This is a genomic window from Pseudomonas ulcerans, assembly GCF_036324125.1.
Classification (GTDB): Bacteria; Pseudomonadota; Gammaproteobacteria; order Pseudomonadales; family Pseudomonadaceae; genus Aquipseudomonas; species Aquipseudomonas ulcerans.
In genome coordinates, this window is sequence record NZ_JAZDQN010000001.1 from 63,504 (window position 1) to 75,673 (window position 12,170).

The following is a 12,170-nucleotide window of genomic DNA, read 5'->3' on the forward strand; positions in this document are numbered from 1 at the left end:
TGGGCCCGATCATCTGCAACCCGACTTTTGAGCGCATGGAATCATGTCGACCAACGAGCATTTGAGTGAACTGATCCGCGCCCGCGACCTTGAGGGGTTCGACCGCTGGGCGCTGCCCAGTTTCGACCCCGAGCCCGAACACGTGCCGGAGCCCGAGCCGGAGCCCGAGGAGACCGTCGAGGAAGTCCCGCTGGAGGAAGTCCAGCCGCTGACCCTCGAAGAACTCGAAAGCATCCGCCAGGAGGCCTACAACGAAGGCTTCGCCACCGGCGAGCGCGAAGGTTTCCACAGCACCCAGCTCAAGGTCCGCCAGGAAGCCGAGGTGGCCCTGAATGCGCGCCTGGAGAGCCTGGAACAACTGATGGGCCACCTGCTGGAGCCGATCGCCGAGCAGGATGCGCAGATCGAGAAGCAACTGGTGCACCTGGTCAGTCATATCGCCCGGGAAGTGATCGGTCGCGAGCTGAAGACCGACTCCAGCCAGATCACCCACGTCCTGCGCGAAGCCTTGAAGCTGCTGCCCATGGGCGCCGAGAACATCCGCATCCATGTCAATCCCCAGGACTTCGCCCTGGCCAAGGCTCTGCGCGAGCGCCATGAGGAAAGCTGGCGCCTGCTCGAAGACGACAGCCTGGAGCCTGGTGGCTGCTGGATCGAGACCGCCCACAGCCGCATCGACGCCACCGTGGAAACCCGTATCGAGAAGGCCCTGAAGCAGCTGTTCGACCAGTTGCACGACCAGGGCCTGCACCCGGCGGCGCCGGACCTGCACATCGACCTGCAGGACAAGCAAGCGGCGCCGGTCGAAGAGGCGGAAACCAGCGATGCGCCTTGATCGCACCAGTTTCGCCAAGCGTCTCGGCACCTACGCCGAGGCCGTGCGCCTGCCCAGCCAGCCGGTGGTGGAAGGCCGCCTGCTGCGCATGGTCGGCCTGACCCTGGAGGCCGAGGGCCTGCGCGCTGCCATTGGCAGCCGCTGCAAGGTGATCAACGACGACAGCTACCATCCGGTGGAGGTCGAGGCCGAGGTCATGGGTTTCGCCGGCGGCAAGGTGTTCCTCATGCCGGTCGGCAGCGTCGCGGGTATCGCCCCGGGGGCGCGGGTGGTGCCGCTGGATGACAGCGGCCGCCTGCCCATGGGCATGAGCATGCTTGGCCGGGTGCTGGACGGCGCCGGCCGCGCGCTGGACGGCAAGGGCGGGATGAAGGCGGAAGACTGGGTGCCGATGGACGGCCCGACCATCAACCCGCTGAACCGCGACCCCATCAGCCAGCCGCTGGACGTGGGGATTCGCAGCATCAACGGCCTGCTCACCGTCGGCCGCGGCCAGCGCCTCGGCCTGTTCGCCGGTACCGGCGTGGGCAAGTCGGTACTGCTGGGGATGATGACCCGCTTCACCGAGGCCGACATCATCGTGGTCGGGCTGATCGGCGAGCGGGGTCGCGAGGTGAAGGAATTCATCGAGCACATCCTCGGCACCGAGGGCCTCAAGCGTTCGGTGGTGGTTGCCTCGCCCGCGGACGATGCGCCGCTGATGCGTCTGCGGGCGGCGATGTACTGCACGCGGATCGCCGAATATTTCCGCGACAAGGGCAAGAACGTCCTGTTGCTGATGGACTCCCTGACCCGTTTCGCCCAGGCCCAGCGGGAAATCGCCCTGGCCATCGGCGAGCCGCCGGCGACCAAGGGTTATCCGCCTTCGGTGTTCGCCAAGCTGCCCAAGCTGGTGGAGCGCGCCGGTAACGGCGAGGCCGGCGGCGGCTCGATTACCGCGTTCTACACCGTGCTCTCCGAGGGCGACGACCAGCAGGATCCGATCGCCGACTCGGCGCGGGGCGTGCTCGACGGCCATATCGTGCTGTCGCGGCGCCTGGCGGAGGAGGGGCATTACCCGGCCATCGATATCGAGGCGTCCATCAGCCGGGTCATGCCGCAGGTGGTCACTCCCGAGCAGATGACCCAGGCCCAGCAATTCAAGCAGCTGTGGTCGCGCCTGTCGCAGAGCCGCGACCTGATCAGCGTCGGCGCCTATGTCGCCGGGGGCGACAAGGAAACCGACCTGGCCATCGCCCTGCAGCCGCGTCTGGTCGGCTTCCTGCGCCAGGGGTTGAACGAGAACGTCGGTCAGGAGCAGAGCCGCGACCAACTGGCGGGCGTCTTCGCCCCCCTCGCGCCGGGCTGATAGGTCATGGCCCAGCCCAGCCGTGCCGCCCGCCTGGTCCCTGTGGTGGAGATGGCCGAGGACGCCGAGCGCAAGGCCGCCCAGCGTCTCGGCCACTTCCAGCAGCAGGTCAACCTGGCCCAGGCCAAGCTCGCCGAGCTCGACCAGTTCCGCGCCGACTACCAGCAGCAATGGATGCAGCGCGGCAGCCAGGGGGTGTCCGGCAAATGGCTGGTGGGCTTCCAGCGCTTCCTCGGCCAGCTCGACACCGCAGTGGCCCAGCAGCACCAGAGCCTGACCTGGCACCAGAACAACCTCGACAGCGCCCGTGGCACCTGGCAGCAGGCCTATGCCCGGGTCGAGGGCCTGCGCAAGCTGGTCCAGCGCTATATCGAGGAGGCTCGCGTGCTGGAGGACAAGCGCGAGCAGAAGCTCCTCGACGAGCTGTCCCAGCGCCTGCCGCGCCACGATCACTACTGACCTTCGGGCGCTGGTCGGCATCCCTTGCCGGCCATTCGGGCGACTGCTAAACCTTTAAAGGTTCGCTTTCGCCAACGTCGAAGGAATTATCAACATGGCCGTTGAATCCGAGCTGTCCCCGGATGGGAAAAAACTGACGATCCGCGTCAAGGGTCGTTTCGATTTCGGCAAGCACCAGGAATTCCGCCGGACCTACGAGGACGACAGCGGTCGCTCGTCCCGGCAGTTCGACGCGGTGGTGGTCGACCTCAAGGAGGCGACCTACCTCGACAGCTCGGCCCTCGGCATGTTGCTGCTGCTGCGCGACCATGCCGGCGAGGAGTCGCAGATCAGCGTGATCAACACCACGCCCGATGTGCGCAAGATCCTCGCCATCTCCAACTTCGAAAAGCTCTTCGAGATCAGTTGAGCGACGCCATGAGCAGCCAGCAAGCCCTTACCGTGCTGATTGTCGAAGACGGCGCCACTGACCGCCTGTTGCTGGCGACCCTCGTGCGCAAGCAGGGGCACCGCGTATTGACCGCCGAAAACGGCATGCTTGCCGTGGCGCTGTTCGCCGAGCAGCGCCCGCAGCTGGTGCTGCTGGATGCGGTGATGCCGGTGATGGACGGCTTCGAGGCGGCGCGACGGATCAAGGCGCTGGCCGGCGAGGAACTGGTGCCGATCATCTTCCTGACCTCCCTGACCGAGGACGAGGCGCTGGTGCGCTGCCTGGAAGCGGGCGGCGATGATTTTCTCGCCAAGCCCTACAGCCCGGTGGTGCTGGCCGCCAAGATCCGCGCCATGGACCGTCTGCGGCGCCTGCAGGCGACGGTGCTGGAGCAGCGCGACGAGATCTCGCGGCATCACGACCACCTGCTTACCGAGCAGCGCGTGGCCAAGGCGGTGTTCGACCAGGTTGCCCATGCCGGCTGCCTCAGCGCGCCGAATATCCGTTACCTGCAATCGCCCTATGCGCTGTTCAACGGCGACCTGCTGCTGGCGGCATTCACCCCCACCGGCGAGATGCATGTGCTGCTCGGCGACTTCACCGGCCACGGCCTGCCGGCGGCGGTGGGGGCGATGCCGCTGGCCGAGGTGTTCTATGGCATGACCGCCAAGGGCTATGGCCTGGCCGAGACCCTGCGGGAAATGAACGCCAAGCTCAAGCGCATCCTGCCGGTGGACATGTTCTGCTGCGCGTTGCTGCTCAACCTCAGCTTTGAGCGGCGCATGGTCGAGGTGTGGAACGGTGGCATGCCGGACGGCTACCTGCTGCCGGCGGCAGGCGGTGAGACCATTCCCCTGGTCTCGCGACACCTGCCGCTGGGGGTGCTGGCGGCCGAGCAGTTCGACGAGCACACCGACGTGCTGCCGCTGGCCCTGGGTGATCGGCTGTTCCTGCTCTCCGACGGGGTGGTGGACACCTGCGACGAAAGCGAGCAACTGTTCGGCGTCGAGCGCCTGCAGCAGGTGTTCGCCGACAACCAGGAACCAGGGAATCTGTTCGAGGATGTGCTGCGGGCCCTGGAGGCTTTTCGCGGGCGCTCGCGGGACGATGTCAGCATGCTGGAAATCACCGTGGTCGCCCCGGAGCAACTGGCGCCGCCGCCGCTGGTGTATTCCGACAGTGGGCAATCGAGCCCGCTGGACTGGTCGCTGTCCATCGAGTTTCGCGCGCAGACCCTCAAGCGCTTCAATCCGCTGCCCTGGCTGATGCAGGTGCTGCAGGAGGTGCATGGCCTGCGCAAGCAGAGCGGGGCCCTGCACTGCGTGCTCAACGAACTCTATGCCAATGCCCTGGAGCACGGCGTGCTGGGCCTGGATTCCGCGCAGAAACGCGATGCCAATGGATTCAATGCCTATTATCAGGAACGCAATCGGCGCCTGGAGGCGCTGAGCAGCGGTCATATCCGCCTCGACCTGCGGGTGGAACCGTACAAGGGCGGCGGACGTCTCATCGTTGAAGTCGAGGACAGCGGCCACGGCTTCGATGTTGCAAAGGTGCAAGCGCCGCCGCCCGTGGAGCAGCGCTTGAGTGGCCGCGGACTGAACCTGGTGCGCCGCCTGAGCCGGCACGCCGAATGGACCGACGGTGGGCGCCGGGCGCGCGTGGAGTTCGCCTGGGATGCTCTGGCATAATCCGGCTTGATCAAGGAGTGAACAAGTGTCCGATATTCATGTTGACCACAAGGTGTTGAGAGACCTCCAGGAGGTCATGGAAGGTGGCTACCTGAACCTGCTGGAAACCTTCCTCGAGGATTCCGAGAACCGCCTGCGCCAGCTGTACAAGGCGCGCAGCGCCGAGGAACTGGGGCTGGCGGCGCACAGCTTCAAGGGCAGCAGCAGCAACATGGGCGCAATCGGCCTGGCCGAGCTGTGCCGGCAACTGGAGGAGCGAGTCAAGCAGCAGTCGCTGTTCGGCATCGAGGACCTCATCAACCAGATCGACCGCGAGTTCACCGCGGTACGCCAGCTCTACCGGGCCGAGCGCGAGCGCGTTCTGGTCGGTTGATTGGCTCGTGGGTCGCGCCGGGCGGGCAACCTGGCGCGACTTTTGCGTAGGCTTCGCTATTCGTGATGACGAGCTTCTGTAGCGGAGACCTTTTTCATGCCCGTCGCATCAAACCCATTGCTGCAATCCAGCGTTGCCGCCAAGAGCGCCAAGGCCCAGGCCAGCAGCCTGGACAAAGCCCAGCAGAGCCTCAACGACAAGGGGCCGGACTTCTCCCGGGTCTATGCGCAGCAGTCCCGGGACAACGCCGCCAGCAAGGTCCAGGCACCGGCGCGGGATCGTGACGGAGTCGACAAATCGGCGGCAAACAGCGGCAAGGCCGATGGCAAGGTTGCCGATGGCGGCAATAAATTGCCTGACGAGCGCGATGTCCAGGCCAAGCCTGCCGAGCCGGCCGATGACGACAGCACGGTGGCCGAGGGCGACAGCCAGTCCGTCGATGCCAACCTGGTGGCTGGCCAGCTGACCGACGCGCCCGAGGGTGCGCAACTGCTGCAGGCCCAGGCCGAGGCGGTGGCACCGGTGATCCAGGCTGCCAGCCAGCAGGCCCAGGCGGCAGCCATCACGCCGCCGGTTGCCGAGGACGAAGCTTTCGATCCGGACGGCGATGCCCTGGCCGATCTGCCGGTGCTGCGTCTTGCACTGGAGCAGAATGCCCAGGCCCAGGGCACCACCTCGACCCATGCCAAGCCGGCGACGACGGAAACCGCCCAAGGCCAGCAGCCAGCCGTCAATACACTGGCGCAGATGCTCGAACCGGCGGATGCCGAGGCCGGCCAGGGCGAGGGCGGCGACAAGGCCTTCGCCAACCTGATCGACGATGGCCTCAAGGACATCAAGAGTGCCAGCAGCGACACCCGGGTCGACGACTTCGCCAATCGCCTGGCCAGCCTGACCCAGGCCGTTACCGCCAAGACCGCCAATGCCGTGGCGCCCGCGCCGCTGCACCAGCCCCTGGCGATGAACCAGAGCGGCTGGAGCGAGGGCCTGGTCAACCGCGTCATGTACCTGTCCAGCCAGAACCTCAAGTCTGCCGATATTCAGCTGGAACCCAAGGAGCTCGGGCGTCTCGATATCCGCGTGAACATGGGCGCCGATGCGACCCAGGTGACCTTCACCAGCGGTCATGCCGGCGTACGCGAAAGCCTGGAAAGCCAGGTGCCGCGCCTGCGCGAGCTGTTCAGCCAGCAGGGTCTGGCCCAGCCGGACGTGAACGTCGCCGACCAGTCGCGCCAGCAGCACAATGGCAGCCAGGACGACACGCCGAAGATGAGCGGCGTCGCCGGTCGGCGCAATGCCGAGGGCGCCGACACCGATGTGGCCGCCGCTGCCGCAGCGATGGAGCCACAGACCGTCATCGGTTCCAGCACCGTCGACTACGTGGTCTGACTTCCCGCATGGCCCCTGCAGGCGCTGGTTTGCCAGCTACCACAGGGGCCATGTCGCCTGTCCCCTCAATGAAACTGGCATAACACTTGCTCGCCCACACGCCATAGTGGAACAAACCTCCTGTGAGTGACGGATTATTGGCATGGCGAAGAGCGAAGCAGTCAAAGACCCCGCGGTAAAAGGCAAACTCAAGCTGATCCTGCTGTTGGTGCTGGCCCTGCTGCTGGCGATCGGCCTGTCCGTGGGCGCCACCTGGTTCTTCCTGCACAAGTCCGACAGCAAGCCGGCGGCCGAGCCCGCTGCGGCGGCTGCCAACGTCAAGCAGCCGGCCATCTATGAATCCATGTCGCCGGCCTTCGTGGTCAACTTCAACCAGAACGGCCGCCAGCGCTACATGCAGGTGAGCATCACCATGCAGGCCCGCGACCAGGCCGCGCTGGACGCCCTGAAGGTGCACATGCCGGTGATTCGCAACAATCTGGTGATGCTGTTCTCCGGCCAGGCGTTCGAATCGCTGGCGACCCCGGTCGGCCAGGAAATGCTGCGTCAGAAGGCCACTGCCAGTGTCCAGGAAGTGGCGCAGAAGGAAGTCGGCAAGCTGGTCGTCGACCAGTTGCTGTTCACCAATTTCGTATTGCAGTAGGAACCCAAGATGGCCGTACAGGACCTGCTGTCCCAGGACGAAATCGACGCCCTCTTGCATGGCGTCGACGATGGCCTGGTGCAAACCGAATCCAATACCGATCCCGGCAGCGTCAAGAGCTATGACCTGACCAGCCAGGACCGGATCGTCCGCGGTCGCATGCCGACCCTGGAAATGATCAACGAGCGCTTCGCCCGCTACACCCGCGTCAGCATGTTCAACCTGCTGCGGCGCTCCGCCGACGTGGCGGTCGGCGGGGTGCAGGTAATGAAGTTCGGCGAATACGTGCACTCGCTGTACGTGCCGACCAGCCTCAACCTGGTGAAGATCAAGCCGCTGCGTGGTACCTCGCTGTTCATCCTCGACGCCAAGCTGGTGTTCAAGCTGGTGGACAACTTCTTCGGCGGCGACGGGCGTCACGCCAAGATCGAGGGGCGCGAGTTCACCCCGACCGAGCTGCGCGTGGTGCGTATGGTCCTCGACCAGTGCTTCGTCGACCTCAAGGAAGCCTGGCAGGCGATCATGCCGGTCAACTTCGAGTACATAAACTCCGAGGTCAACCCGGCCATGGCCAACATCGTCGGCCCGAGCGAAGCGGTGGTGGTCTCGACCTTCCATATCGAGCTCGATGGCGGTGGCGGCGACCTGCACGTGACCATGCCGTACTCGATGATCGAGCCGGTGCGGGAAATGCTCGATGCCGGCTTCCAGTCCGATCTCGACGACCAGGACGAGCGCTGGGTCAAGGCCCTGCGCGAGGACGTGCTGGACGTCAGCGTGCCGCTCAGCGCCACCGTCGCCCGCCGCCAGCTGAAGCTGCGCGACATCCTGCACATGCAGCCGGGTGACGTGATCCCCGTGGAGCTGCCTGAAGACCTGGTGGTGCGTGCCAACGGCGTGCCGTCGTTCAAGGCCAGCCTGGGTTCGCACAAAGGCACCCTGGCCCTGCAGATCAAGGCGCCCATCGAGCGGCGCTGATCGCCCGACCCCTCATTAAACCGATTTGATTGCTTGTCGAGGACAAGATGGCTAACGAAAACGACATTACTTCGATGGAAGAGCAGGCCCTGGCCGATGAGTGGGCGGCAGCCCTGAGCGAAAGCGGCGACGGCGGCCAGGCCGATATCGACGCGCTGATGGCCGGCGACAGTGGCGCTTCCAGCGGTGGCGCCAGTCGCCTGCCGATGGAAGAGTTCGGCAGCTCGCCGCGCCCGAACGAGCAGGTCAGCCTGGAAGGTCCGAACCTGGACGTGATCCTGGACATCCCGGTGAACATCTCCATGGAAGTGGGCAGCACCGAGATCAGCATCCGCAACCTGCTGCAGCTCAACCAGGGTTCGGTGATCGAGCTCGACCGCCTGGCCGGCGAGCCGCTGGACGTGCTGGTCAACGGCACGCTGATCGCCCACGGCGAGGTGGTGGTGGTCAACGAGAAGTTCGGCATCCGCCTGACCGACGTGATCAGCCCGAGCGAACGTATCAAGAAGCTGCGCTGAGTGAAGCGTCTTCTCTCCCTGCTGGCGGCCGCTGCCAGCCTGTGCTGGCTTCCCCTGGCCCTGTCGGCGCAGGTCGGCGCCACGCCGGCGGCCAGCGTGGCGGCACCGGCGACCTCCGGCAGCGTCGCCGGCCAGCTGACCCAGCTGGTGTTCGGCCTGCTGCTGGTGCTGGGGCTGATCTTCTTCCTCGCCTGGCTGCTGCGCCGGGTGCAGAACGCCGCGCCCAACGCCAACCAGGTGATCCAGGTGGTCGGCAGCCGCCAGGTCGGCCCGCGTGACCGCCTGTTGCTGGTGCAGGTAGGCGACGAGCAGATCCTCGTCGGCCACACCCCGGGCAGCCTGACCACCCTGCATGTCATGACCCGGCCCGTCGCGGCGCCGGCCAGCACTCGCCCGGCCACGCCGGAATTCGCCCAGCGCCTGATGGAGCTGCTGGGCAAGGACCAGAAGGACAAGCCGTGATGGCCGCATTGCGAACCCTGCTGACGCTGCTGTTGCTGGTCGCGGCGCCGATGGCGCTGGCGGCCGACCCGCTGTCGATCCCGGCGATCACCCTGTCCAACGGCGCGAACGGCCAGCAGGAATATTCGGTCAGCCTGCAGATCCTGCTGATCATGACCGCGCTGAGCTTCATCCCGGCGTTCGTCATCCTGATGACCAGCTTCACCCGGATCATCATCGTCTTCTCGATCCTGCGCCAGGCGCTGGGCCTGCAGCAGACCCCGTCGAATCAGATCCTCATCGGCCTGGCGCTGTTCCTGACCATGTTCATCATGGGCCCGGTGTTCGACCGGGTGAACAAGGACGCCCTGCAGCCGTACCTGTCCGAGACCCTGACCGCGCAGCAGGCGCTGGAAAAGGCCCAGGTGCCGCTGAAGGACTTCATGCTGGCGCAGACCCGGCAGAGTGACCTCGACCTGTTCATGCGCCTGTCCAAGCGCACCGACATCGCCGGCCCCGACCAGGTGCCGCTGACCATCCTGGTCCCGGCCTTCGTCACCTCGGAGCTGAAGACCGCGTTCCAGATCGGCTTCATGATCTTCATCCCGTTCCTGATCATCGACCTGGTGGTCGCCAGTGTGCTGATGGCCATGGGCATGATGATGCTGTCGCCGCTGATCATTTCCCTGCCGTTCAAGATCATGCTGTTCGTCCTGGTGGACGGTTGGGCGCTGATCATCGGCACCCTGGCCGGCAGTTTCGGCGGCGTATAGCGAGGGGAGAACGAAGATGACGCCAGAAGTCGCAGTCGACCTGTTCCGCGATGCCCTGTGGCTGACCACCCTGATGGTCGCCGTGCTGGTGATCCCGAGCCTGCTGGTGGGCCTGCTGGTGGCGATGTTCCAGGCCGCCACCCAGATCAACGAACAGACCCTGAGCTTCCTGCCGCGCCTGCTGGTGATGCTGGTCACCCTGATCGTCGCCGGGCCGTGGCTGGTGCAGAAGTTCATGGAGTACATCCTGTCGTTGTACGGCAGCATCCCCCAGTTGATCGGCTGAGCGCGGCATGCTCGAACTGACCGACACGCAGATTTCCACATGGGTGGCCAGCTTCATGCTGCCGCTGTTTCGCGTGGCGGCGGTGCTGATGACCATGCCGGTGTTCGGCACCTCGCTGGTGCCGCAGCGCATCCGCCTGTACTTCGCGGTGGCCATCACCGTGGTGATCGTGCCGGCGCTGCCACCGATGCCGCCGATCGAGGCGCTGGACCTCAGTGCCTTCCTGCTGGTGGGCGAGCAGATCATCATCGGCGCGCTGTTCGGCTTTTCCCTGCAGTTGCTGTTCCAGGCCTTCGTCATCGCCGGGCAGATCGTCGCGATCCAGATGGGCCTGGCCTTCGCGTCCATGGTCGATCCGGCCAACGGCGTCAACACCACGGTGATCAGCCAGTTCCTGACCATGCTGGTGACCCTGCTGTTCCTGGCGATGAACGGGCACCTGGTGGTGTTCGAGGTGATCACCGAAAGCTTCACCACCTTGCCGGTGGGCAGCGGGCTGATGGTCAACCATTTCTGGGACCTGGCCGGGCGCCTCGGCTGGGTGCTGGGCGCGGCGTTGCTGCTGGTGCTGCCGGCGATCACCGCGCTGCTGGTGATCAACATCGCCTTCGGCGTGATGACCCGCGCCGCGCCGCAACTGAACATCTTCTCCATCGGTTTCCCCATGACCCTGGTCTTGGGCATGGGCATCTTCTGGATCGGCATGGCCGACATTCTTTCCCACTACCAGTCGTTGGCGTCCGAGGCGCTGCAATGGCTGCGTGAACTGGCACGGGCGCGCTGAGCATGGCAGAGAGCGAGAGCGGTCAGGACAAGACGGAAGACCCCACCGAGAAACGCAAGAACGACGCTCGGGAGAAGGGCGAGATCGCCCGTTCCAAGGAGCTCAACACGGTGGCGGTGATGCTCGCCGGGGCCCTCGGGCTGCTGAGTTTCGGCGGATTCCTGGCGGGTGCGCTGATGGAGATCATGCGCAGCAACTTCAGCCTGTCCCGGGAAGTGCTGATGGACGAGCGCTACATGGGCATCTTCCTGCTGTCCTCGGGCAAGCTGGCGATCCTGGCCACCCAGCCGGTGCTGCTGGTGCTCCTGCTGGCAGCGCTGATCGGGCCGATCGCGCTGGGCGGCTGGCTGTTCGCCGCAGGCTCCATGGCGCCCAAGTTCAGCCGCATGAATCCGCTGGCGGGGATCAAGCGGATGTTCTCCATGCACTCGCTGGCCGAGCTGCTCAAGGCCCTGGCCAAGTTCTTCGTGATCCTGCTGGTGGCCCTGGCGGTGCTGTCGGCGGATCGCGACGACCTGCTGGCCATCGCCAACGAGCCGCTGGACCAGGCGATCATCCACAGCGTCCAGGTGGTGGCCTGGAGTGCCTTGTGGATGGCGTGCGGGCTGCTGATCATCGCTGCGGTGGACGTGCCGATCCAGCTCTACCAGGCCAAGCAGAAGCTGATGATGACCAAGCAGGAAGTGCGCGACGAATACAAGGACACCGAGGGCAAGCCGGAGGTCAAGCAGCGCATCCGCCAGGTCCAGCGCGAGATCTCGCAGCGGCGGATGATGGCCGCGGTGCCCGAGGCCGACGTGATCATCACCAACCCGACGCACTACGCGGTGGCCCTGAAATACGATCCGGAGAAGGGCTCGGCGCCGTTGTTGCTGGCCAAGGGCACGGATTTCATCGCGCTGAAGATCCGCGAGATCGCGGTGCAGAACAATATCCAGCTGCTGGAGTCGCCGGCGCTGGCGCGGTCGATCTACTACTCCACCGAGCTTGAGGAAGAGATTCCGGCGGGGCTGTACCTGGCGGTGGCGCAGGTGCTGGCCTATGTCTATCAGCTGCGGCAGTATCATGCCGGCAAGGGCAAGCCGCCGGAGCCGCTCCAGGACCTGCCGATTCCGCCGGATCTGCGTCGCGACTCCTGATTCTCCGGTTGTTCTTCCGGGCCCTATCGCTGCATGCAACGCGGTCGGTGTAGGAGCGGATTCACCGGAGCGCCGGACCGCCG

At 65.5% G+C, this 12,170-nt stretch carries 15 protein-coding genes; all 15 read left to right on the plus strand.

The genetic code is table 11. The features are described from left to right. Nucleotides 1-43: 43 nt before the first annotated feature. The 15 genes from fliH (at nucleotide 44) to flhB (ending at nucleotide 12,087) form a co-directional block, all read left to right on the plus strand. Complete coding sequence (fliH, locus tag V0R59_RS00295; RefSeq protein ID WP_330076889.1) at nucleotides 44-835, plus strand: flagellar assembly protein FliH; 792 nt, start codon at nucleotides 44-46, stop codon at nucleotides 833-835. Continuing rightward, complete coding sequence (gene fliI / locus V0R59_RS00300) at nucleotides 825-2,183, plus strand: flagellar protein export ATPase FliI (protein ID WP_330076890.1); 1,359 nt, start codon at nucleotides 825-827, stop codon at nucleotides 2,181-2,183. Before fliH ends, fliI begins: the two co-directional genes overlap by 11 nt. A gap of 6 nt (nucleotides 2,184-2,189) precedes the next feature. Continuing rightward, a complete protein-coding gene (gene fliJ / locus V0R59_RS00305; RefSeq protein WP_330076891.1) occupies nucleotides 2,190-2,642 on the plus strand; it encodes a flagellar export protein FliJ in 453 nt (150 codons plus the stop codon). Between the two features lie 94 nt (nucleotides 2,643-2,736). After that, nucleotides 2,737-3,051 (plus strand): STAS domain-containing protein, encoded by a 315-nt coding sequence (locus V0R59_RS00310; RefSeq protein ID WP_330076892.1) that lies wholly within the window; start codon nucleotides 2,737-2,739, stop codon nucleotides 3,049-3,051. An 8-nt stretch (nucleotides 3,052-3,059) separates the two neighbouring features. Next, nucleotides 3,060-4,763: an ATP-binding SpoIIE family protein phosphatase gene (locus tag V0R59_RS00315; RefSeq protein WP_330076893.1), complete on the plus strand. Its 1,704-nt coding sequence runs from the start codon at nucleotides 3,060-3,062 to the stop codon at nucleotides 4,761-4,763. 25 nt (nucleotides 4,764-4,788) lie between these two features. Next, a complete protein-coding gene (locus V0R59_RS00320; protein ID WP_330076894.1) occupies nucleotides 4,789-5,136 on the plus strand; it encodes an Hpt domain-containing protein in 348 nt (115 codons plus the stop codon). A 96-nt stretch (nucleotides 5,137-5,232) separates the two neighbouring features. Next, nucleotides 5,233-6,525 (plus strand): flagellar hook-length control protein FliK, encoded by a 1,293-nt coding sequence (locus tag V0R59_RS00325; RefSeq protein ID WP_330076895.1) that lies wholly within the window; start codon nucleotides 5,233-5,235, stop codon nucleotides 6,523-6,525. A 142-nt stretch (nucleotides 6,526-6,667) separates the two neighbouring features. Further along, nucleotides 6,668-7,168 (plus strand): flagellar basal body-associated protein FliL, encoded by a 501-nt coding sequence (fliL, locus tag V0R59_RS00330; protein ID WP_330076896.1) that lies wholly within the window; start codon nucleotides 6,668-6,670, stop codon nucleotides 7,166-7,168. 9 nt (nucleotides 7,169-7,177) lie between these two features. Further along, the gene (gene fliM, locus V0R59_RS00335) at nucleotides 7,178-8,146 is read left to right on the plus strand and encodes a flagellar motor switch protein FliM (RefSeq protein WP_330076897.1); all 969 of its coding nucleotides are present in this window, start codon (nucleotides 7,178-7,180) and stop codon (nucleotides 8,144-8,146) included. A 47-nt stretch (nucleotides 8,147-8,193) separates the two neighbouring features. Next, nucleotides 8,194-8,664, plus strand: coding sequence for a flagellar motor switch protein FliN (gene fliN, locus V0R59_RS00340; protein WP_330076898.1), 471 nt, complete (start codon nucleotides 8,194-8,196; stop codon nucleotides 8,662-8,664). Next, complete coding sequence (fliO, locus tag V0R59_RS00345; protein WP_330076899.1) at nucleotides 8,665-9,126, plus strand: flagellar biosynthetic protein FliO; 462 nt, start codon at nucleotides 8,665-8,667, stop codon at nucleotides 9,124-9,126. It abuts the gene before it with no gap. Continuing rightward, nucleotides 9,126-9,878 (plus strand): flagellar type III secretion system pore protein FliP, encoded by a 753-nt coding sequence (fliP, locus tag V0R59_RS00350; RefSeq protein WP_330076900.1) that lies wholly within the window; start codon nucleotides 9,126-9,128, stop codon nucleotides 9,876-9,878. Before fliO ends, fliP begins: the two co-directional genes overlap by 1 nt. Nucleotides 9,879-9,894: 16 nt before the next feature. Continuing rightward, entirely contained in the window at nucleotides 9,895-10,164 is a 270-nt protein-coding gene (gene fliQ, locus V0R59_RS00355) for a flagellar biosynthesis protein FliQ (RefSeq protein WP_042124652.1), read from the plus strand. 7 nt (nucleotides 10,165-10,171) lie between these two features. Next, nucleotides 10,172-10,948, plus strand: a complete 777-nt coding sequence (gene fliR, locus V0R59_RS00360) for a flagellar biosynthetic protein FliR (RefSeq protein WP_330076901.1) — start codon at nucleotides 10,172-10,174, stop codon at nucleotides 10,946-10,948. A gap of 2 nt (nucleotides 10,949-10,950) precedes the next feature. Continuing rightward, nucleotides 10,951-12,087 (plus strand): flagellar biosynthesis protein FlhB, encoded by a 1,137-nt coding sequence (gene flhB / locus V0R59_RS00365; RefSeq protein WP_330076902.1) that lies wholly within the window; start codon nucleotides 10,951-10,953, stop codon nucleotides 12,085-12,087. The last annotated feature ends 83 nt before the right edge of the window (nucleotides 12,088-12,170 follow it).

What these genes read in the sequence shown, in the direction of transcription:
- V0R59_RS00315 (WP_330076893.1), top strand. Translation starts at nt 3,060, where the DNA reads ATGAGCAGCCAGCAAGCCCTTACCGTGCTGATTGTCGAAGACGGCGCC.
- fliH (WP_330076889.1), top strand. Translation starts at nt 44, where the DNA reads ATGTCGACCAACGAGCATTTGAGTGAACTGATCCGCGCCCGCGACCTT.
- V0R59_RS00310 (WP_330076892.1), top strand. Translation starts at nt 2,737, where the DNA reads ATGGCCGTTGAATCCGAGCTGTCCCCGGATGGGAAAAAACTGACGATC.
- fliJ (WP_330076891.1), top strand. Translation starts at nt 2,190, where the DNA reads ATGGCCCAGCCCAGCCGTGCCGCCCGCCTGGTCCCTGTGGTGGAGATG.
- fliR (WP_330076901.1), top strand. Translation starts at nt 10,172, where the DNA reads ATGCTCGAACTGACCGACACGCAGATTTCCACATGGGTGGCCAGCTTC.
- fliM (WP_330076897.1), top strand. Translation starts at nt 7,178, where the DNA reads ATGGCCGTACAGGACCTGCTGTCCCAGGACGAAATCGACGCCCTCTTG.
- fliN (WP_330076898.1), top strand. Translation starts at nt 8,194, where the DNA reads ATGGCTAACGAAAACGACATTACTTCGATGGAAGAGCAGGCCCTGGCC.
- fliP (WP_330076900.1), top strand. Translation starts at nt 9,126, where the DNA reads ATGGCCGCATTGCGAACCCTGCTGACGCTGCTGTTGCTGGTCGCGGCG.
- flhB (WP_330076902.1), top strand. Translation starts at nt 10,951, where the DNA reads ATGGCAGAGAGCGAGAGCGGTCAGGACAAGACGGAAGACCCCACCGAG.
- fliI (WP_330076890.1), top strand. Translation starts at nt 825, where the DNA reads ATGCGCCTTGATCGCACCAGTTTCGCCAAGCGTCTCGGCACCTACGCC.
- fliL (WP_330076896.1), top strand. Translation starts at nt 6,668, where the DNA reads ATGGCGAAGAGCGAAGCAGTCAAAGACCCCGCGGTAAAAGGCAAACTC.
- V0R59_RS00325 (WP_330076895.1), top strand. Translation starts at nt 5,233, where the DNA reads ATGCCCGTCGCATCAAACCCATTGCTGCAATCCAGCGTTGCCGCCAAG.
- fliQ (WP_042124652.1), top strand. Translation starts at nt 9,895, where the DNA reads ATGACGCCAGAAGTCGCAGTCGACCTGTTCCGCGATGCCCTGTGGCTG.